This window comes from Neobacillus niacini, from assembly GCF_036961885.1.
Classification (GTDB): domain Bacteria; phylum Bacillota; class Bacilli; order Bacillales; family Cytobacillaceae; genus Neobacillus; species Neobacillus niacini_H.
On the sequence record NZ_JBALNQ010000081.1, the window covers coordinates 1 to 19,735 of the forward strand.

The window sequence follows — 19,735 nt, forward strand, 5'->3', positions numbered from 1 at the left end:
AGTTCTCTTTAGGTTAATTCAACAATTAATTTGATTACTAAACAAATTAATTTACTTTCTCTTTCTTATTTTCACACAAAACTAGAGACTATATGTAAAAAGGAAAAACAAAAAAGTTTTCCCAGTGTTTAATGAAGGTTATATTTTTTTCTCATTTTTATCTTTTCTGGTGTTACATCATTTCCCTCAGGGTCGATAATTTTTGTATTTGTTAAGGTATCCAGCATGGAACTGCGAAAAACGGTCAAATACTCGCTTCTTAATTTTGATTGTTCTTTTGCTTCTGCTTCTGTTAAACCAGTTGCTTTGGCTTTTCTGGCCAATTCATTAATTCTTGCCATTTTTTCTTTTGAGAGCACGATAGGACCCTCCTTTCAAGTACTGTATTGCAAACACTGATTTTACTAAATTGGGTGTTAAACTAGGCTGTTGATTTGTGCTACAGGCGCGAGCGGTTCGCTGGGCTCGCCCGTAAGCCTCCTCGGTCGTACCGACCTGCGGGGTCTTACTCAGCTCGTACATCCCGCAGAACTTTGTATTTCATCCTAGAGTTTGCCCACGCACGAAGAAAATGCGATAGCATTTTCGAGGAGTCGAGCGCCTTTCGCTCCAATCAACAAGTTCTAAAATCAACATTTACCATTTACATAGCCTACTAAAAAAAAGACCATCTGACAAGGCAAATGGTCTACGGTTCTTCTGACTCAATCGATTCTTGAGATTCTTGATAGCGTCTATGGACAGTTGCTTTAGAAATATTATACCCAAATCCCCTTAAAGTAGCAGCTATCTCTGAAAAAGTTAACTTATTTTTGCGAAGGCGAATGATCTCTTCAACCGGGACTTCTATTTTTTCCCTTCCTGAATTCATTTCGAGGTTTTTTAAATTCTTCTCGGGTTTATATCCCTGAGCAACTGCTCGTTTCATTCCACGTTTAATTTTGATATTATGAAGCTTTCGCTGATATTCTTCGACCATAGCCACTATTTTCAATACCATGGAATCACTTTCAGATAATTGTAACTCTCCATTATGAGAAATACTATAAAGCTTTACCCCTTCTTTTAATATACAATGCAATAGGGCAATCTTTGCATTCCCTCTTCCAAGTCTCGTTTCATCTTGAATTAACACGGCCTGTACTGTATTTTCCTTCAAAAGATCCAATAACTGTAGTATGCCATCCCGTTCAAGATCATAGCCGCTTGCTTGCTCTCGAATAATAGAAACAACATTGAAGTGATAGTGACTAGCAAGTTGTGTTAGTTCCTCTTCTTGACGTTTTAATGATGTTTCCTGGGTTTCTTTGTTCGTACTCACCCTGCAGTAGATGATAGCATTTGCCATTTGACCTTTATTCACCCGCTGCACTTGCATATTCGGTTACGGTGCCAATTTCATAGTTAACCGGAATAATGATTTCTTCCCCAGGATAAATTCTGTCTCCGTCTATTTTGTTATGTTGTTTAACCCAGCTAATAAATTCATTATTGGAGTATGAATGTTGGTCCGAGTATTGATTTGAAAGCTGCCACAGTGAGTCGCCTTCTGAAACTGTGACGGTTAGAAACTTCTCATCCACGTTAGAATTAAACCGTATCGATAATATAAATGCTAAAGTACAACTTAAAAAAATAAGTAGAATAGCATAAGAGTATTTGTCCCATATTTTTTTCATATTAAAACCCCCGTTGAGAATATATGTTCGTTTATTTGTTTTTATTATAATCCGAACACTTGTTTGTTGTCAACGGAAATTCGAACTTATGTTTGTATAAAAAATACGAACATGCTATAATAAATTTAAATATTAAATAGGGTGAGGTGTATCTTATTATGACTAAAATATCTAAGCGCCAGCAGGATATTCTTGATTTTATTAAAGGGGAAGTAAAGAAAAAAGGCTATCCACCATCCGTTCGGGAAATTGGAGAAGCCGTTGGTCTTGCCTCAAGTTCCACCGTACATGGTCATTTAGCACGTTTGGAAAGTAAAGGACTTATTAGACGAGACCCAACTAAACCGAGAGCAATTGAAATACTAGAATCCGATGCAATGGCTAATATACCAAGAAACAAAGTGGTAAATGTACCTATCGTCGGTAAGGTTACAGCCGGATTACCTATTACTGCCATTGAAAATGTTGAAGAGTTCTTTCCATTGCCTGAAAGTCTAGCACCAGCCGATGAACAAGTTTTTATGCTAGAAATCATGGGTGAGAGTATGATAGAAGCAGGTATTCTCGATGGAGATTATGTAATTGTGAGACAGCAGCAAACTGCCAATAATGGGGATATCGTTGTGGCAATGACCGAAGAAGATGAAGCAACCTGTAAGAGATTTTTTAAAGAAAAGGATTTCATTCGCTTACAGCCTGAAAACTCAACCATGGATCCAATTATCTTAAGAAATGTATCTATTCTTGGAAAAGTAATCGGCGTATATCGTCATATACATTAACAAAGGAAGAGCAGAGGATTACTTCTGCTCTTCCTTTATGTTTTTTTGGAAAAACATACAAATTTGTGTATATTTACTCATTCTAACTAGTTTCCACTATTAGTATAATGGTATTACACCATGATTTACCTTAGGTCCAAAAATCAAGGCTTAAGGAGAGTGGAAAAAAGTGTTGCAGGACATTGTTTTCTCAATGGTTATTGGTGGCTCTGTAGGGATCATTGGACACATTAAAAAGCACGGGAAATTAATAATGCCGCGAAAGACAAAAAAGTTTATCTATCTTGGTTTTCTCGAAGAAATGCTTCTAGGCTCAGTTGCTTCGATTCTAGTCATGATTTATACAACACCGAATTCATTTGTTGAGACAATTTTTCTATCGGTTCTTGCAGGGATCAGCAGCGATTTCATTCTCACTAGATTTAAGCTGCTAAATGAAAACAATCAAAAATAATACAAAAATAAACCAGTATGGAATGTCTCCATACTGGTCTCTTTATTTTAATACATGCTCAAATATTGATCGCGTTCCCAAGGGTGAACGACTGTACGGAACATATCCCACTCAATTTCTTTTGCTTCGATAAAGTGTTCAAAGATGTGCTCTCCTAAACCTGAAACGATTACTTCATCGGATTTTAATTCTTCCAACGCTTGAGCTAAAGTTGCAGGAAGATCGATAATACCTTCTTCTATTCTTTCCTCTTTGCTCATTACATAGATGTTACGGTCAACTGGAGCTGGAGGAGTCATTTTATTTTTAATCCCATCAAGACCCGCTTTTAATAGAACAGCCATTGCAAGATATGGATTTGCAGCTGGGTCAACGCTTCTTACTTCTACACGTGTACTTAATCCACGTGAAGATGGAATACGGATTAATGGTGAACGATTCCTAGCAGACCAAGCAACGTAGCAAGGTGCTTCATAGCCAGGTACTAGACGCTTATATGAATTTACAGTTGGATTCGTAACCGCTGTAAAGTTTGGAGAGTGCTTCAGGATACCTGCAATGAAATGACGAGCTGTATCGCTCAATTCAAGGTTGCCAGTTGGTTCATAGAATGCATTTACGCCGTTGTTAAATAATGAAAGGTTCATGTGCATTCCAGATCCATTTACCCCGTATAACGGTTTAGGCATGAACGTCGCATGTAAACCGTGCTTACGAGCAATTGTTTTTACTACTAATTTGAATGTTTGGATTTGGTCACATGCAGTTAATGCATCCGCATATTTAAAATCAATTTCATGCTGCCCTGGAGCTACCTCATGGTGAGAAGCTTCAATTTCAAAGCCCATTTCCTCTAACTCTAGTACGATATCACGGCGGCAGTTTTCACCTAAATCAGTTGGAGCTAAATCAAAGTAACCGCCTTGGTCGTTCAATTCTAGTGTCGGCTCCCCTTTTTCATCTAATTTAAACAAGAAGAATTCAGGCTCTGGTCCTAAGTTAAAGTCTGTAAATCCGAGCTCTTCCATTTCTCTTAATACTCTTCTTAGATTGTTTCGTGGGTCACCAGCAAAAGGGTCACCTTCCGCAGTATAGATATCACAGATTAAACGAGCAACTTTTCCCTTTTCAGCTGTCCAAGGGAATACCACCCATGTGTTTAAATCTGGATATAGGTACATATCAGATTCTTCAATACGTACAAAACCTTCAATAGAAGAACCGTCAAACATCATTTTATTATCAAGAGCTTTTTCTAACTGACTAACAGGAATTTCTACGTTCTTAATGGTCCCTAAAATATCAGTGAATTGTAAACGAATAAATTTAACATTTTCTTCTTGTGCCAAACGTTTAATATCTTCTCTTGTAAACTTAGCCATTCTAATTACCTCCAAAATTTAATTTAATGGAAAAATCGTGACATATCCCCTTGTCTTAACGAAGAACGATTGAACCTGCCAGCTTGCTGCAATTCATGTCGCAGAAGATTACGTAATTGCTCGTCTGTTAACTCCTGCTTGGTCTTTTCAGTCTGTGCCTGATTTGCACTTAACTGTTGAACTTTGACCAGGAATAGCTGTTTAATCCCCGCCATATTCACACCTTGGTCAATTAAATCCTTAATTTCTAATAATCTATCAATATCAATTAAACTAAAAAGCCTTCTATTCCCATCTGTTCTTGCTGGAGAAATCAATTGATGCTCTTCATAATATCGGATTTGTCTAGCAGATAAATCAGTTAGCTGCATGACGGTCCCAATTGGGAATAGTGGCATTGAGCGGCGAATTTCTTTTCCACTCACTTCAATTTCTCCTCTCATTTGCTAATTTATATCGTTATTATATTGCGTGTTAGAAAAGATGTCAATCTTATGTTAGGTTTTCTGACATGGTTTTTTACAAAAAATAAAAAGGACAACTACTTTCGTTATCCTTTGTATTTTCGGTTCGTTTCATTCAATTAATTTTTTGTCCATTAACGAATCTACGGCTATACAAACAGCCATTTTGACATGTGCATAGGTTAGCCCGCCTTGTACATAGGCAACATATGGCGGTCTGATTGGTCCATCTGCTGTGAGTTCGATGCTTGCCCCCTGAATAAAAGTTCCTGCCGCCATGATTACATCATCTTCATATCCGGGCATATAGGCGGGATAGGCAGTAACATGTGAATTAATGGGTGAGGCAAATTGGATTGCTTGGCAAAATGCAATCATTTTTTCCTTATTATCAAATTGAACAGATTGAATTAAATCCGTTCGATTTGCATCCCATTTAGGGGAGGAATTCATTCCTAGTTTTTCTAGAAGTGCTGCCGTAAACACCGCTCCCTTTAACGCTTGACCTACGACATGAGGCGCTAAGAAGAACCCTTGATACATTTCTTGAAGACTGTATAAAGAAGCACCCGCTTCAGCTCCGATACCTGGTGATGTCATTCGATAAGAACAGGCTTCCACCCATTGTTTTTTACCAACAATATATCCTCCGGTTTTCACCAATCCGCCGCCAGGATTTTTGATAAGCGAACCTGCCATCAAATCTGCCCCAACGTGACAGGGCTCTAATTCCTCCACGAATTCTCCATAACAGTTATCAACAAAAACCACAACATCCTCTTTTATTTCTTTTACAAAGGAAATCATCTCTTTGATTTCAGCAATGGTAAAGGACGGACGGGTTGCATATCCCTTAGAACGCTGAATTCCAATCATTTTCGTATTGGGTTTTATTTTAGCCGCAACAAGGTCCCAATTAATGGTTCCTGCATCCGTTAATGCCACACTGTCATAGGAAATGCCAAACTCCTTTAGTGAACCAACACCATTTCCACGAATCCCAACTATTTCTTCAAGGGTATCGTATGGTTTTCCAGTAATATAAAGAAGTTCATCCCCCGGTCGAAGGATTCCGAATAATGCAATCGATATGGCATGTGTTCCAGAGATGATTTGCGGCCGGACAAGACCTGCTTCTGCACCAAAAACATCTGCATAAATTCGCTCTAATGTATCTCTCCCGATATCATCATAGCCATACCCTGTCGAAGGGTTAAAATGAGATTCACTTACTCGATGCTGTTGATAGTTTTTTAATACTCGAAATTGATTATTTTCAATTCTTTCGTCTATCGCTTTATGTGCGGTTGCAATTTGTTGTTCTACCTCACTTACGATTGGTTGAAGCTTTTCCCCATTCTTTAACTGTTGAAACATGCTGTTACTCCATTCTGGTTTTGTATTTCTGTAATTGGCCGGAAATTTGATGATCTGGGAGCGAAAAACCTCTACATTGATAGAGCTCTCTTTCTTCATCAAAGATCAGTTCTCTTACGATCGTTTCATTTTTTAATTGTGAAATCAGTTTCCCTTCCGTTGAAGGAATACTAACTTGATATTGGTCCATCATTTCAATCATTATTTTTTCTATTTTTCGCTTTAATTCATTGCGGTCCTCTTTGTCGAAGGCACTGACAAAAATGAGAGGATTTTCCGTTGTTGGAACAAAGTCAGGATGTTTAATATCTCTCTTATTATAAACAGTTATCTGCCGTATGTCCTTAACTTCCAAATCCTGAAGCAGCTTATTGACTGTTTTTTCATGCTGAAAATAGTCCGCATTGGACATATCGACGACATGCAGCAGCAGGTCCGCTTCTTTTACTTCTTCCAAAGTTGAACGAAATGCTGCAATAAGCGCTGTTGGAAGGTCTTGAATGAACCCAACTGTATCTGTAATTAAGGTTTGAAATCCACTTGGTAAAATTAGTTTTCTTGTCATCGGATCTAATGTCGCGAATAATTGATTTTCCTCAAATGAGTCCGCTTCAGAAAGACGGTTAAAGAGCGTTGATTTTCCAGCATTCGTGTAGCCAACGATCGCAATCTGGAATGTTTTGTTTTTCTTTCTTCTTTCTCGGTAGCGGTCTCGGTGTTGAACAATAACACCCAATTGACTCTTAATATCATCAATTCTTCGACGGATATGACGGCGGTCAGACTCTAGTTTTGTTTCCCCTGGCCCTCTCGTCCCGATACCGGCACCCAACCTAGATAACGCGACCCCTTGACCAGCTAGACGGGGTAATAAGTATTGCAGCTGTGCCAATTCAACCTGCAGTTTACCTTCTTTCGACCTTGCTCTTTGTGCAAAGATATCTAGAATCAATTGTGTCCGGTCGATAATTCGGGCACTTAATTCCGAAGAAAGATTCCGCTTTTGGCTCGGTGATAATTCGTCATTAAAAATGACTAAGTCCGCCTCCACTTCATCCACTAGTGCCTTTAGTTCTTCCACTTTCCCTTTTCCTATGTATAGCGCCGAATGAATCCGTTCTCGTTTTTGAACAACCGTCATTAGAACTTCACCCTTGGCTGTTTCTGTTAAGGAAGCAAGCTCTTCCATCGAATAGTGGAAACGACTATCGTCTAATGTTTGCGTTTGGCAGCCAACTAAGATCGCTTTTTCTAAGCTTGTTTCTTGTTCCATACCAACACCTGCTTTCGTGAATTTTCTTTTTTTATCATACCAAAAAAGATAGCAATACCCTAATTTTTCAATATTTATGTTGATTATTTATCCATCCATGTTAAAATCAAATTGTTTACTGAAAATTTCGTTTTAATTAATTTACATCGAGAGGAAAAACAAATAGATGACGTGGGAAGTTTTAAGTATTATTGGCACAATCGCTTTTGCAGTAAGCGGCGCAATTGTAGCTATGGAAGAGGAATATGATATATTTGGTGTCTATATTTTAGGGATTGTTACCGCTTTTGGCGGCGGTGCGATCCGAAATCTATTAATCGGGGTCCCCGTTTCTGCCATCTGGGAACAGGGATTGTTTTTTCAAATTGCTTTATTATCTATCACAGCAGTGTATTTGTTTCCAACTAATCTGCTTCGGCACTGGCAAAAGTGGGGTAATTTTTTCGATGCAATCGGTTTGTCAGCATTTGCTATCCAAGGGGCGATTTACGCAGCGAATATGAACCATCCGATTAGTGCTGTTATCGTGGCAGCTGTTTTAACTGGAATTGGCGGAGGGATCATCCGTGATTTACTAGCCGGAAGAAAACCGATCGTTTTAAGATCAGAAATTTATGCGGTTTGGGCGATTCTCGCTGGTCTCATCATAGGGTTAAAAATCGCTGATCGACCATGGGAGTTGTACACCTTATTTTTCTTAGTAACGACGCTACGGATTCTTTCTTACACATTTCATTGGAAACTCCCTTCCAGGGGATTAGGAGTACATTGAAAAATCGGCGGCAACTATGACCGCCGATTTTTTTATGCAGATTAATCTTCCTCGAAAATTAAATCATTACTTCTAAGTGTCATTAATTCATGCCGGTCAAAACTGTTCTGCAATAACAGCCGCATCGCTTGTGCACGAATCGACTTTTCAATAATATTTCGAACATAGCGGCCATTTGAAAAGCTGTTTGGACTAAGGACAGCTTTAACCCAAATTAAATGATCCTTCAGCTTTTTTTCCGCCTCATGACTCAAACTATATTCTCTTTCTTCGAGCATTCGGCTGGAAATTTCCATCAATTGATCAATCGTATAATTTGGAAAATCAATCACTAACGGAAAGCGGGAATGAAGCCCCGGATTTAACGTTAAAAAATAATCCATTTCACGGGAATAGCCAGCCAAAATCAGAATAAATTCATGCTGCTTATCCTCCATATGCTTTACAAGTGTGTCAATCGCTTCTTTTCCAAAATCCTTTTCTCCGCCGCGTCCTAATGAATACGCCTCGTCAATAAACAAGATTCCACCCTGCGCTTTTTTTATTAAGTCCCGTGTTTTCTGCGCAGTATGTCCAATATATTCCCCAACCAGATCTGCCCGTTCTGCCTCAATCAAGTGCCCCTTAGAAAGCACATTCATTTTCAAAAACAGCCTGCCAATCAACCTTGCAACCGTTGTTTTCCCGGTTCCTGGATTGCCCTTAAACATCATATGAAGTGCCTGTTTCCTTGCTTTCAAACCCATGTCTTCACGTTTTTTATTCACAAATATCCAAGCATAAATTTCTTTTATCATTCGTTTCATTTCTTCCATACCTACTAATGTCCCGAGCTCGTCTTCGATTTCCTTTAATGCCGCGTGCTCCGGGGGAATTTCCTTTGGAACAACTTGAGGAACTGGCAGTTCTTTCGTCAATGACTTCCTCTTTTGCGAGTTGAGGGATACACTTATTTGTCCATTACTTTTCATGCGAATTGGTTGATCCAAAGCCTTCACCTCTCATATCAGCAAACCTATACTCCTTCATTTATGTGTATTCAGCCGGTCAACAAATCATTATAAAAATAAAAAAGAGCCCATGGATTTATGGGCTCAGGTTAGATATAACGTATTATTGTGCATCCAAGTCAAGCTGAACATTTCTTTGCGGTGCAAAGGTTGAAATGGCATGCTTGTAAACGAGTTGTTGCTTTCCTTCAGATTCAAAAAGTACTGTGAAATTATCAAAGCCTTTAATTTGGCCTCTCAATTGAAAACCATTTAATAAAAATACCGTAACATGCGTATTATCCTTACGGCATTGATTTAAAAATTGGTCCTGAATATTGATGGTGGTTTTCATTTGTATATCCTCCTCTTTTATCTCTACTACTATGTATTCGATTTTACTTGTAGCTTTCCTTCAACATAATGAGAAATTTCGGTTATTTTTTTTGACAAATCTGGTACAACGGTCATGTCGAACCATTCAACGTCCATCTTATTCCGAAACCAGGTTAGCTGCCTTTTTGCATAGCGGCGTGAATTCTGCTTTAAATTGTCAACCGCCTCTTCCAACCTAACCTTCCCATCAAGATAATCATAAATTTCTTTGTAACCAATTGCTTGTATTGATTGGCAATCACGAATTCCGTCCTTGTGTAAAAGACTGACTTCCTCGATTAGCCCCTCTGACATCATCATCTCAACACGAGTGTTTATTCGCTCATAAAGCATTTCCCGCTCCATGGTTAATCCTATAAGTGCGGTTTCATAAAGAAGGTCAGGCTGCTGATTATTTTGATAGTCACTCATTATCTTACCAGTACAATGAAAAATTTCAAGTGCCCGAATGACCCTTCTTATATTATTAGGGTGAATTTGGCGTGCACTATCAGGATCTACCATGGTTAATTCATCGTGCAGCGCCTCATTTCCAAATTCTTTTGCCTTCACTTCAAGCTGTAAACGAAATTCCTCATCTGCTGGTGCCTCTGAAAACTGGTAATCATAAATAACTGCCTGAATATACAATCCAGTCCCGCCTACAATAATCGGAAGCTTCCCTTTCGAGGTGATTTCAGTTATTTTTGCCCGTACAAGCTGCTGGAATTCGGCAACGGAAAAACTTTCATCCGGCTCTTTTATATCAATTAAATGGTGCGGAATTCCTTCCATTTCCTTGATTTTTATTTTGGCAGTCCCAATATCCATGCCTCGATAAATCTGCATGGAATCGCCGCTAATAATTTCACCATTATAGCGTTTTGCCAATTCTATACTAAGCTTTGTTTTTCCAACTGCCGTTGGTCCAATAATGACCAATAATTTTTGTTTTGAATCCACTCTTTTCACACTGCCCTTTATTTTCATTTTTCATTGATGGTGGGACTATGTCACCACTACATCCTAACATAACATTTTAAAAGCAGTTGAACATCAAATTAGTATAAACAATAAATATCTTTTCTATGCAATTCTAAGGTGAATTTATCCAATTTTTATCATAATTTGATAAATTTTGCTAGGATCTTTACATTCCGATAACGTTTCCTTTACAAATCGCCTTTTACCCCCATGTTCATGGTAATCTTAATCGTAGCTTATATGGTAACAAGATAACTCGCTGATTCGCGTTTTGTCGAAAAACAGGGAAATTAGGTGAATCAAATGTTTTCAAATTTTGAAATAGGCATCGATTTAGGGACAGCAAATATATTAGTTTATAGTAAAAATAAAGGGATCGCTATAAATGAACCTTCGGTAGTGGCAATTGATACGGACACAAAGAAGGTTATAGCATTTGGCAGGGAAGCAAAAGAAATGATCGGGAAAACTCCTGAAAAAATTATTGCGATCCGCCCATTAAAAGATGGTGTAATTGCAGATTATGATTTAACAACTGAATTACTAAAGCATATCATGCGCATGGCATCAAAGAAAATCGGCTTTGCGGTTCGTAAGCCTAATGTCGTGATTTGTACACCTTCAGGCTCAACAAGCGTTGAGAAAAGAGCGATTCAAGATGCTGTGAGGAATGCTGGTGCAAAAAAAATCCAGTTAATCGAAGAACCCGTGGCAGCAGCTATTGGTGCGGGATTGCCAGTAGACGAGCCGGTAGCGAATGTTGTCGTTGACATTGGCGGCGGTAATACTGAAGTTGCGATTATTTCCTTTGGGGGCGTTGTTGCCTGCCATTCGATTAAAATTGGCGGAGACCGTCTGGATGAAGAAATCATTCAATATGTTCGCAAAGAATACAATGTATTAATTGGAGAGCGGACAGCTGAAAACATCAAAATCGAAATTGGCTATGCTCTTGTGGATCACGAGGAGCTTACGATGGATGTACGCGGTCGTGACCTCGTTACTGGGTTGCCAAAAACCGTCACTCTCTCATCCTATGAAATTAGAAAGGCTTTAAGAGAATCATTATCTCAGATATTAGAAGCAATCCGTGCCACACTTGAGGATTGCCCGGCAGAACTAAGCGGGGACATTGTCGACCGTGGTGTTATCCTAACGGGTGGCGGCTCATTAATGAAGGGAATGGAAGAATGGCTAAGCAAGGAAATCTTCGTGCCTGTGCAATTGGCTGCTAATCCTCTTGAATCCGTTGCGGTGGGCACCGGACAAGCCCTTAAATATATGCATAAACTGCAAGCTTCAGTAAAATAAATAGCAAAAAGAGTGCTGCTGAGCACTCTTTTGCTTTTTTAATAGCTTTTTATTAACTGGAGGCTACCTGCATTGACCCAAATGCCTTTTCTATATGCTCTTCGGTCACTCCAAGTGTTTATATATCACTTTGCCGTTTTCTCATATTATTGAAGTAATAGAAAACCGGAAGTGGTATAACGATAAATCCTAGGCTTTTAATGATTTGGTTTTGGGCCCTTTCTCTTGTTCGGCTCTTTTCATCCGCTACAGCCTGCTCATATTTTGCACGAATTTCTACGTCTGTTAACTTTTGACTATCTTCTACTGGAACTTTCCCATCATGATAGATTTGCTTATAATCTTCAAAGCTTTGATAATAGCTAGGCGGACTAACTAAATCTGCCGCTGCCATAAAAATTGAGATACCCCCGCCAATTACCATCATAAGTGTTGCAAAAAGCACTAAATACGTATAAAGATGCCGTATCACAGCTTCATCCCCCATTTCTTTATTTTTCTTTCCATAAACGACTGCAAATATGACTAAAATAATCATGACTATAGGTATGAATGTAAATAAGAGACTAAAAACAACCATCACCCCACCCCCCTACCATACAATTTTCATTTAATCCTTATAGTGTAATTTTACACTATAATAAAAACTAATAGAAGTACCCTGACTAAATATTTTTAAAATTGTTACAAAAAAAAGAGTGCTCTCTTTTTAAAAAGAAAACACTCTACATGACCCGTTTAAACATCTTCTCCATCTCGTAGCTGGAGTAATGGACAATTATGGGCCTTCCGTGCGGGCAGGTGAATGGATCTGATGCTTTTCGTAAGTCATCTAGCAAAGCCTGGATCTCATCATTACGCAAATGACGATTCGCTTTAATTGAAGCTTTACAACTCATCATGATGGCTGCTTCCTCACGAAGCTTTTTGATATCGACTTTTTTCATCGAAAGCAGTTGCTCGATCATTTCTTCGATAATTTGTTTCTCATCACCTTTTGGAAACCATTGCGGATGAGAGCGGACGATATAACTGTTCATTCCAAATTCCTCAAGAAATACGCCGACGTTTTCTAATTCAATACGGTTTTCATTGATTTTGAGGTATTCATCGGTAGAATAGTCAAGCGTGATCGGTACCAATAATTCCTGGAGCTCCGCATGGACCTGACCTACTTTTTCACGAAAATACTCATACTTCAGTCGTTCCTGAGCAGCATGCTGATCAATGATATATAAACCATTTTCATTTTGGGCAAAGATATACGTACCGTGCATTTGACCAATAGGATATAGCCTTGGAATCCGACTTTTTGCTTGATCGTCTTCAGGGTTTATTTCAGTTTCTTGCTCCGGTTCCTTCTTCTCGACTTCCGGTAAAACGAATTGCCAGTTATTCGTGAAGGTTTCCTCTTCAACTGGCTTAGAGGTACTTGTTCTCGGTTCCACATTTGTCTCCAGATTTCCCCCTCTTTCTTGAACCCTATCGGAAATCACCGGCCGCTCCCACTCCAAAAATTCTTTTTTCATTGGCGGAGTTTGATTGGTTCGTTCATCAAGTAACAAGGAAGTCTGTTCAGACTTAGGAATCTCTTTTTTCTCATGGGTATATGCACTTGGAATTAATATCTTCGATTTAAATGCATTTTTAATGATTTCAGTGATTAATTGGTTCAACTCTACTTCTTTACTAATCCGAACTTCCATTTTGGATGGGTGCACATTGACATCCACCAATATTGGGTCCATTTCAATATTGATAAGTACGATTGGAAACCTGCCAATCGGAAGTAACGTATGGTACCCGTCTTGAATGGCTTTCGCTAAGGCGTAATTTTTTATAAAACGGCCATTTATCATGGTAGATATATAGTTTCTTGATGCTCTCGTAACCTCAGGCATTGAGGCATAACCAAAAATCTTGTAATCAAGTGAATTCCCAGTAATCGGTACAAGCTGTTTAGCAATCGCCATTCCATAGATCGATGCAAGCACTTGGCGAACATCACCATTTCCAGTCGTTTGCAGCAGTTTACGCTCATTATGGATTAAGCGCAAGGCTACCTCTGGATGAGAAAGCGCGAGCCGGTTTACGACATCGGTAATATTCCCCAGCTCGGTATGAATGGTTTTCATATATTTCAACCGAGCTGGTGTGTTATAAAACAAATCGCTAATGGTAATATCCGTGCCGCGTCTGCTCGATGCTTTTTCAAAAACTTCAACTCTTCCGCCTTCAATCAATACTCGGTTACCTGCGCCTTCACCCGTTGAGGTTTTCATCTCCAGCCTTGAAACCGAAGCGATACTCGGAAGTGCTTCTCCCCGAAACCCTAGTGTACGAATCCGGAATAAGTCATTTTCATTCTTGATTTTACTAGTCGCATGCCGTTGGAAGGCGAGTAAGACATCTTCTTCCGCTATTCCATTTCCATTATCGGTGATGCGAATTTTCGCTAGTCCTGCTTCCTCAACCTCAATTTCGATTACCGTACTTCCAGCATCAATCGCATTTTCGACTAACTCTTTTACAACCGAAGCAGGGCGTTCTACTACTTCCCCGGCAGCAATTTTATTGGATAGTGCATCATCTAATTGAATAATCCTACACATACGAGTCACCTCCTAGTTCTTCAGCTTTTTCTGAAGCTCGTACAACAGATTAATAGCTTGAAGCGGTGTAATATCCAGCAGATCAATTTCTTTCATTTTTTCTAAAACTTTTTTCTCTTTAGGAGACCATTCCTGTTTCTTCGCTTCCTTCGGTTCATCAAAGAACGACAGCTGTGCTGGCTGTTCGCTTATTTTCGTTTCTTTAGTTTTAGCTGTCGCTGTTACGATTTCAGGCTTCTCAAGGTCGGATAAAATTTCATTGGCACGTTGGATTAATTCCTTTGGAAGATCGGCCAATTGCGCCACATGAATACCATAGCTTTTATCGGTTGGTCCGTCTTTTATTTTATGAAGAAAGACAAGCTTTCCATTATGTTCAATGGCACTAACATGGATGTTCTTTAGTTTCTCAAGCTCTTTATCCAGCACGGTTAATTCATGGTAATGTGTTGAAAATAGAGTTTTCGCTCCGATATGCTTATGAATGTATTCAATAATCGCCTGCGCGAGTGCCATTCCATCATAGGTTGACGTACCTCGGCCGATTTCGTCAAATAAGATTAAACTGTTTTGCGTTGCATTCGTTAGGGCATTTCTAGCTTCCAACATTTCAACCATGAACGTACTTTGGCCGGATATCAAATCATCAGCTGCTCCAATTCTCGTAAATACCTGGTCAAAAATAGGAAGCACCGCTTCATCTGCTGGTACATAACAGCCAATTTGAGCAAGTATCGCCGTCAAGGCGATTTGGCGCATATAGGTACTTTTACCACTCATGTTCGGCCCTGTTATCAGAAGAACTTCTCGCTCATTGTCCATATAGCAGTCGTTCGGAACATATTCCTGTGCATTCAGCACTTTTTCAACGACAGGATGTCTGCCTTCCTTTAGAACTACTTTTCGTTCGGTTGAAAAAGTCGGTTTGACATAATGCCGTTCTTCACTCACCTGCGCAAAGCATTGGAGCACATCTAATTCGCTAACCGCTTTAGCAGCTGCCTGCAGGCGCGGTATATGTTCTTTCACAATCTCGCGGATTTCGGTAAACAACTGATATTCCAGTTCGCCGCCATTTTCTTCCGCTTGTAATATTAACGCTTCTTTCTCTTTCAAATCAGGGGTGATAAAACGCTCCGCATTTGATAAAGTCTGTTTTCGCTCATACTGTCCTTCTGTTAGCAGATGAAGGTTTGCACGGGTGACTTCAATATAATAACCAAATACTCGGTTATAGCCGACCTTCAAGGATTTAATCCCTGTCTTTTCCCGCTCCTCGCGCTCAAGCTGGGCAATCCAGGTTTTCCCGTTTCTGCTGGCATCACGATATTGATCTAACTGAGCATGATAGCCGTCACGAATAATATTCCCCTCTTTTATCGATATCGGTGGATTATCAATGATGGCTTGCTCTAATAAATCTGTAACTTCCTCGCAAGGATCAAGTGAATCGGCAATTTTATTGACTACTTCATGCCCCATCCCCTGGAGAATTTGTTTTAAGAAAGGGATTTGCATTAAAGATCTCTTTAATTGAATAAGGTCACGGGCATTGACATTGCCAAAGGCAACACGACCGGCAAGCCTCTCTAAGTCATAGACTTCCGTCAGCTTTTCGCGCAGTTCCTGCCGTTCAAAATAATTATTCTTTAAAACTTCTACAATCGTTTGGCGCTGTTCAATGTCTTCACGAGATATTAATGGACGATCAATCCAGGTTTTTAGCATCCTGCCGCCCATCGCTGTCATCGTTTCATCTAATAGCCAAAGCAAGGAACCCTTCTTCCCTTTTGAGCGAATTGTCTCGGTTAATTCCAGGTTCCGTTTGGAATAGTAATCAATCTTCATATATTGGTGAATTTGATAGGTAGTCACCGGCTGAAGGTGGTCTAGGCTGCGCTTTTGCGAACGATATAAATAGTTAAAAAGCCTTGCTGTCGTTTGTTTTAATTTATCTTGATTAAGATTGTCCAAAAGATGAGAGAAATTCATTTCTACTGAACTATTATCCTCAAATGAAATGGCAAGTACGTCACGTTCACGCATTTTCTTCTGCAAGTCACCGTCAAAGTCATTTGCGACGACAACTTCCTTTGAGCTTAGTACTGCAATTTCATTTAATACCTCATCAAAATTTGCCGAGAGTTGAGTTACCTTGCATTCACCTGTTGTTAGATCAGTGTAGGCAAATCCGAAAGTACTGTCCTCAAAACAAGAAATGGAAGCGATATAGTTATTTTCTTTATCTGATAAAGACTTACCATCCATAACCGTTCCCGGTGTGATGAGTTGGACAACTTCCCGTCTCACCATGCCTTTTGTTTGTTTGGCGTCCTCCATTTGCTCACATATCGCAATTTTGTAGCCTTTTGAAACCAGCTGTTCAATATAATTGGGTGCAGCATGATATGGTACTCCACACATGGGAATCCTATCCTCACTGCCGCCTTCCCGACTCGTTAATGTTATCTCTAATTCTTGCGAAGCTTTGATCGCATCATCAAAAAACATTTCGTAAAAATCGCCTAAGCGAAAAAATAAAAAGGCATCTTGATAGTCTGCCTTAACAGTTAAATATTGCTGTATCATCGGCGTATAACCAGCCATAATGACCTCCACTTTTTTAATCATTTCGAGTTTCTTCGACAAACTATTATATCACATTTTGTGTAGACTTAGATTAGGTAGAAATTTCTTTTATCAAATATTGGTCAAGGTTGAAAAAGGACAGCATATAATTAATAGTATTGAAAAGAAAAGGGTGATTCCTATTGGGATGGTTTGGAGGAAATGTTAAGGAATATGATTTTGTAATGTTTTCTGGAAGCCATTTAATGATTATCGCCATCCTATTTGTATTCTCTGCAGCTATTTTTGTATTTAGAGAAAAGCTAAAGGTGAAAAAATGGAGACGTGCGGAGATTGGAATTGCGCTTTCATTAATTTTGATAGAATCCTGTTATCATATTTGGATGTATGTAAACGGAATGTGGGATGTCAGCCATGCTATTCCATTAGAATTATGCAGCATCAGCTTAATTTTATCCGTCATCTTATTGTTAACGCGAAAAATGTTGATCTATGAAATCTTATTATTTACGGCATTATTGGGAGCGTCACAAGCATTATTTACCCCTTTATTAAATTTTGATTTCCCGCATTTTCGCTTTTTCCACTTCTTCTATACCCATTTAATGATGATATGGGTTGTCCTTTATTTTACTTGGGTCCATGGTTATCGACCAACAATCTTGTCAGTGGTAAAACTATTTGTCTTTTTAAATGTTTTAATGCCGGTGATCATGCTAATAAATAAGGCAGTTGATGGTAATTATATGTTTTTAAGCCATAAACCTAAGAGTCCAAGCTTGTTGGATTTATTAGGTCCATATCCCTGGTACTTCCTTTCAATGGAGTTTTTATTAATCACCCTAAGCCTGATTGTTTGGTTGATTTTTAGAGAAAAGGGGCGTAAAGGTTAATTTTCATTGACCTTTTCAGATTAACTATTTATAATAAGTAAGGTTCCTAATAAAAGTGTCCCGATAGCTCAGCAGGATAGAGCAACAGTTTCCTAAACTGTAGGTTGGAGGTTCGAATCCTCTTCGGGACGTCAAAGAAACCCTTTTATATCAGGGGTTTCTTTTTTTTATTCTATTAAATAAATCGTTATTTTCTTTGATGGGGGACGATTTAATGAGTCACGAAGCACTGCTACATATCAATACCCCATTTTCTCGCGGTCCACAATGGCATACCCTAAAATATCCTTTAACTTGTAATGTTTACAAACACTGTTTAAATCTTTCAATGGACATTCATCAACCGAAGGTATATTGATAACAATTGGTTTTTCATCCATATTCATAACTCCTTTTATGTTACAATTTGATTCAAAAACATAGTACAATATATCCATTACTAGAAAAACTAGGAGCATACTATGAACATTTTTGAAGGTGTAGAATTCAATACCATGCAATTTGTTGGACCGTTAATAGTTCTTACAGTAACTATGTTTTCTACTGCTTTTATTTTCCGATTATTATTTAGATGGTTACCAACAAAGCTGTTAAATTACTTAATGGGACCAGCAGCTCTAGTTGGGGCTTATATCTGGGTTATTCCTATGAATATGGGTTTCTATGAATTATTTAAGTAACACTGTATTGGCACCTTAACGGGTGTTTTTTTTCGTAAGACAATGCTTTAAGCAATATCCACTTCAGCTAACCGAATTTTCTCGGCTGCTAAAGCGATAAAATCTAAATTCGTTGGTTTCTCAACCATTCTTTTCACTAGATCTGGATGCTTCGATTTATACCAAGCATTTTCAATGGCATGTCGGATGGCTCTTTCTACTCTGCTAGGGGAGTCGTTATATTTATGAGCAATAACAGGGTATACCACTTTAGTAACTCCATCTAACAAGGATCTATCTGTTATTTCCATTTTGATCGCTTCTTTTAGATATCTAAATCCTTTCAGATGTACTGAAAATTGATAGCTTAAGAGAAATCAAATATCATTGTTTCCAAGTCAATTGCATTAGAAGGAGATACAGGACTATCTTGCTTAATTTCCCCTTCCGGATTAGTATCCGCAAACCAAGTGGTTGGCAAAAATCCTTGTGAATTGGATGGTTCGTGCAGTGAAAAATTACCTTATGATATTTGTGATAATTTAAATTTAAAAGATTAATACGAGGACCTACGCTTAAATTAATAATGAGAGATTATGACTAAAGGAGTCGATAAGATATGTCATGGACCATTACACTTACGGTATTACTTGGAATTGCGCTTAAAATGGTAACGAGTCCCCCAAGTGCAGTTGTGGAATGGATTTCAAGTAAATTTGCACTTCATCCAAAACTTAGTTCAAAAGATGTTACTGTTACATATATTGAAAAACACCTAGAAGAGGAAGAAAAAATTCGATTGATTGAGTATTTTAATGAAGCGACTTTTTTAAAACAATATGATATCTTTCCAGGCAAAGAAAAATTATTTCTACATCCAGAGACGAATGTTACTCCATTTGTTATCAACCTAAAAAGAGGGAAAAAAGATAGTAAAATCTTGGTTTATTGTTTTGCAGATTACGTTTATGTAGTGAAGCATTACAATAAGAAAGTAGTAGCTTATAATCTTAGGTCTGATAATCTACAAGATTTCACTTTATCTGCCAAGGTAATGACTAAAGATGTAATATAAGACAAGCTTGATATACAATAAACAACATTTGCTTCCAGAAAATAGTATTGATTTATTAAATAAAT

21 protein-coding genes, 1 tRNA gene and 1 pseudogene are annotated in these 19,735 nt (G+C 38.5%); 8 read left to right on the forward strand and 15 right to left on the reverse strand.

Features of this window, described 5'->3' with window-relative positions:
- Window positions 1-128 precede the first annotated feature (128 nt).
- From V7124_RS24895 to yneA, 3 genes are all read right to left on the reverse strand, one after another.
- Entirely contained in the window at window positions 129-359 is a 231-nt protein-coding gene (locus V7124_RS24895) for a DUF896 domain-containing protein (protein WP_335419601.1), read from the reverse strand.
- Between the two features lie 329 nt (window positions 360-688).
- Complete coding sequence (locus tag V7124_RS24900; RefSeq protein ID WP_335494386.1) at window positions 689-1,348, reverse strand: YneB family resolvase-like protein; 660 nt, start codon at window positions 1,346-1,348, stop codon at window positions 689-691.
- 7 nt (window positions 1,349-1,355) lie between these two features.
- On the reverse strand, window positions 1,356-1,679 hold the full coding sequence (gene yneA / locus V7124_RS24905; protein ID WP_335419608.1) for a cell division suppressor protein YneA: 324 nt from the start codon (window positions 1,677-1,679) through the stop codon (window positions 1,356-1,358).
- Between the two features lie 158 nt (window positions 1,680-1,837).
- On the opposite strand from yneA, the gene lexA reads away from it, so the two are divergent.
- Together lexA and V7124_RS24915 are read left to right on the forward strand one after the other, a co-directional pair.
- Window positions 1,838-2,461 carry a transcriptional repressor LexA gene (gene lexA, locus V7124_RS24910; protein ID WP_335419610.1) on the forward strand — a complete coding sequence of 208 codons (624 nt, stop codon included), beginning with the start codon at window positions 1,838-1,840 and terminating at the stop codon, window positions 2,459-2,461.
- Window positions 2,462-2,630: 169 nt separating this feature from the next.
- Window positions 2,631-2,915: a DUF4257 domain-containing protein gene (locus tag V7124_RS24915; RefSeq protein ID WP_335494388.1), complete on the forward strand. Its 285-nt coding sequence runs from the start codon at window positions 2,631-2,633 to the stop codon at window positions 2,913-2,915.
- A 47-nt stretch (window positions 2,916-2,962) separates the two neighbouring features.
- Here V7124_RS24915 and glnA read toward each other — a convergent pair whose 3' ends face one another.
- The 4 genes from glnA to hflX all read right to left on the reverse strand — a co-directional run bounded on the left by glnA (window position 2,963) and on the right by hflX (window position 7,411).
- Window positions 2,963-4,297 carry a type I glutamate--ammonia ligase gene (glnA, locus tag V7124_RS24920; RefSeq protein ID WP_335419616.1) on the reverse strand — a complete coding sequence of 445 codons (1,335 nt, stop codon included), beginning with the start codon at window positions 4,295-4,297 and terminating at the stop codon, window positions 2,963-2,965.
- Window positions 4,298-4,320: 23 nt separating this feature from the next.
- Complete coding sequence (locus V7124_RS24925; protein ID WP_335419619.1) at window positions 4,321-4,722, reverse strand: MerR family transcriptional regulator; 402 nt, start codon at window positions 4,720-4,722, stop codon at window positions 4,321-4,323.
- Between the two features lie 150 nt (window positions 4,723-4,872).
- Window positions 4,873-6,138: an aminotransferase class I/II-fold pyridoxal phosphate-dependent enzyme gene (locus V7124_RS24930; RefSeq protein ID WP_335419621.1), complete on the reverse strand. Its 1,266-nt coding sequence runs from the start codon at window positions 6,136-6,138 to the stop codon at window positions 4,873-4,875.
- Window positions 6,139-6,142: 4 nt separating this feature from the next.
- A complete protein-coding gene (hflX, locus tag V7124_RS24935; RefSeq protein ID WP_335494390.1) occupies window positions 6,143-7,411 on the reverse strand; it encodes a GTPase HflX in 1,269 nt (422 codons plus the stop codon).
- 166 nt (window positions 7,412-7,577) lie between these two features.
- Between hflX and V7124_RS24940 the strand changes: the two genes are divergently transcribed.
- Window positions 7,578-8,183 carry a trimeric intracellular cation channel family protein gene (locus tag V7124_RS24940; RefSeq protein WP_335419628.1) on the forward strand — a complete coding sequence of 202 codons (606 nt, stop codon included), beginning with the start codon at window positions 7,578-7,580 and terminating at the stop codon, window positions 8,181-8,183.
- A 41-nt stretch (window positions 8,184-8,224) separates the two neighbouring features.
- Here the strand turns inward: V7124_RS24940 and spoVK are convergent, their stop codons facing one another.
- From spoVK to miaA, 3 genes are all read right to left on the reverse strand, one after another.
- Entirely contained in the window at window positions 8,225-9,172 is a 948-nt protein-coding gene (gene spoVK, locus V7124_RS24945; RefSeq protein ID WP_335494392.1) for a stage V sporulation protein K, read from the reverse strand.
- A 124-nt stretch (window positions 9,173-9,296) separates the two neighbouring features.
- Window positions 9,297-9,527, reverse strand: a complete 231-nt coding sequence (gene hfq, locus V7124_RS24950) for an RNA chaperone Hfq (protein ID WP_034672853.1) — start codon at window positions 9,525-9,527, stop codon at window positions 9,297-9,299.
- Window positions 9,528-9,556: 29 nt separating this feature from the next.
- Entirely contained in the window at window positions 9,557-10,537 is a 981-nt protein-coding gene (gene miaA / locus V7124_RS24955) for a tRNA (adenosine(37)-N6)-dimethylallyltransferase MiaA (protein WP_335419638.1), read from the reverse strand.
- A gap of 297 nt (window positions 10,538-10,834) precedes the next feature.
- On the opposite strand from miaA, the gene mreBH reads away from it, so the two are divergent.
- Window positions 10,835-11,842 (forward strand): rod-share determining protein MreBH, encoded by a 1,008-nt coding sequence (gene mreBH, locus V7124_RS24960; protein ID WP_335419641.1) that lies wholly within the window; start codon window positions 10,835-10,837, stop codon window positions 11,840-11,842.
- Window positions 11,843-11,960: 118 nt separating this feature from the next.
- Here mreBH and V7124_RS24965 read toward each other — a convergent pair whose 3' ends face one another.
- From V7124_RS24965 to mutS, 3 genes are all read right to left on the reverse strand, one after another.
- The gene (locus tag V7124_RS24965; RefSeq protein ID WP_335494394.1) at window positions 11,961-12,422 is read right to left on the reverse strand and encodes a hypothetical protein; all 462 of its coding nucleotides are present in this window, start codon (window positions 12,420-12,422) and stop codon (window positions 11,961-11,963) included.
- A gap of 145 nt (window positions 12,423-12,567) precedes the next feature.
- Window positions 12,568-14,454, reverse strand: a complete 1,887-nt coding sequence (mutL, locus tag V7124_RS24970) for a DNA mismatch repair endonuclease MutL (protein ID WP_335494396.1) — start codon at window positions 14,452-14,454, stop codon at window positions 12,568-12,570.
- 12 nt (window positions 14,455-14,466) lie between these two features.
- Window positions 14,467-17,061, reverse strand: a complete 2,595-nt coding sequence (gene mutS, locus V7124_RS24975) for a DNA mismatch repair protein MutS (protein ID WP_335494398.1) — start codon at window positions 17,059-17,061, stop codon at window positions 14,467-14,469.
- 164 nt (window positions 17,062-17,225) lie between these two features.
- On the opposite strand from mutS, the gene V7124_RS24980 reads away from it, so the two are divergent.
- On the forward strand, window positions 17,226-17,936 hold the full coding sequence (locus tag V7124_RS24980; RefSeq protein WP_335413465.1) for a YwaF family protein: 711 nt from the start codon (window positions 17,226-17,228) through the stop codon (window positions 17,934-17,936).
- 57 nt (window positions 17,937-17,993) lie between these two features.
- Window positions 17,994-18,067, forward strand: a tRNA-Arg gene (locus tag V7124_RS24985).
- Between the two features lie 108 nt (window positions 18,068-18,175).
- On the opposite strand, the gene V7124_RS24990 is transcribed toward V7124_RS24985, so the two are convergent.
- On the reverse strand, window positions 18,176-18,316 hold the full coding sequence (locus V7124_RS24990; protein WP_335413467.1) for a hypothetical protein: 141 nt from the start codon (window positions 18,314-18,316) through the stop codon (window positions 18,176-18,178).
- Between the two features lie 81 nt (window positions 18,317-18,397).
- Here V7124_RS24990 and V7124_RS24995 point away from each other — a divergent pair, with 81 nt between their 5' ends.
- Complete coding sequence (locus tag V7124_RS24995) at window positions 18,398-18,616, forward strand: hypothetical protein (protein WP_335413469.1); 219 nt, start codon at window positions 18,398-18,400, stop codon at window positions 18,614-18,616.
- 47 nt (window positions 18,617-18,663) lie between these two features.
- On the opposite strand, the pseudogene V7124_RS25000 reads toward V7124_RS24995, so the two are convergent.
- Window positions 18,664-18,948 (reverse strand): annotated as a pseudogene (locus V7124_RS25000) (sporulation initiation factor Spo0A C-terminal domain-containing protein); the annotation flags it as partial.
- Window positions 18,949-19,214: 266 nt separating this feature from the next.
- On the opposite strand from V7124_RS25000, the gene V7124_RS25005 reads away from it, so the two are divergent.
- Window positions 19,215-19,670, forward strand: a complete 456-nt coding sequence (locus V7124_RS25005; protein WP_335413471.1) for a YfmQ family protein — start codon at window positions 19,215-19,217, stop codon at window positions 19,668-19,670.
- The last annotated feature ends 65 nt before the right edge of the window (window positions 19,671-19,735 follow it).

Bases quoted from the DNA above. Each gene is read 5' to 3' on its own strand.
- V7124_RS24900 (WP_335494386.1), bottom strand. From the start codon at position 1,348: ATGGCAAATGCTATCATCTACTGCAGGGTGAGTACGAACAAAGAAACC.
- yneA (WP_335419608.1), bottom strand. From the start codon at position 1,679: ATGAAAAAAATATGGGACAAATACTCTTATGCTATTCTACTTATTTTT.
- lexA (WP_335419610.1), top strand. From the start codon at position 1,838: ATGACTAAAATATCTAAGCGCCAGCAGGATATTCTTGATTTTATTAAA.
- glnA (WP_335419616.1), bottom strand. From the start codon at position 4,297: ATGGCTAAGTTTACAAGAGAAGATATTAAACGTTTGGCACAAGAAGAA.
- V7124_RS24930 (WP_335419621.1), bottom strand. From the start codon at position 6,138: ATGTTTCAACAGTTAAAGAATGGGGAAAAGCTTCAACCAATCGTAAGT.
- hflX (WP_335494390.1), bottom strand. From the start codon at position 7,411: ATGGAACAAGAAACAAGCTTAGAAAAAGCGATCTTAGTTGGCTGCCAA.
- V7124_RS24940 (WP_335419628.1), top strand. From the start codon at position 7,578: ATGACGTGGGAAGTTTTAAGTATTATTGGCACAATCGCTTTTGCAGTA.
- hfq (WP_034672853.1), bottom strand. From the start codon at position 9,527: ATGAAAACCACCATCAATATTCAGGACCAATTTTTAAATCAATGCCGT.
- miaA (WP_335419638.1), bottom strand. From the start codon at position 10,537: ATGAAAATAAAGGGCAGTGTGAAAAGAGTGGATTCAAAACAAAAATTA.
- mreBH (WP_335419641.1), top strand. From the start codon at position 10,835: ATGTTTTCAAATTTTGAAATAGGCATCGATTTAGGGACAGCAAATATA.
- V7124_RS24965 (WP_335494394.1), bottom strand. From the start codon at position 12,422: ATGGTTGTTTTTAGTCTCTTATTTACATTCATACCTATAGTCATGATT.
- mutL (WP_335494396.1), bottom strand. From the start codon at position 14,454: ATGTGTAGGATTATTCAATTAGATGATGCACTATCCAATAAAATTGCT.
- mutS (WP_335494398.1), bottom strand. From the start codon at position 17,061: ATGGCTGGTTATACGCCGATGATACAGCAATATTTAACTGTTAAGGCA.
- V7124_RS24990 (WP_335413467.1), bottom strand. From the start codon at position 18,316: ATGGATGAAAAACCAATTGTTATCAATATACCTTCGGTTGATGAATGT.
- V7124_RS24995 (WP_335413469.1), top strand. From the start codon at position 18,398: ATGAACATTTTTGAAGGTGTAGAATTCAATACCATGCAATTTGTTGGA.
- V7124_RS25005 (WP_335413471.1), top strand. From the start codon at position 19,215: ATGTCATGGACCATTACACTTACGGTATTACTTGGAATTGCGCTTAAA.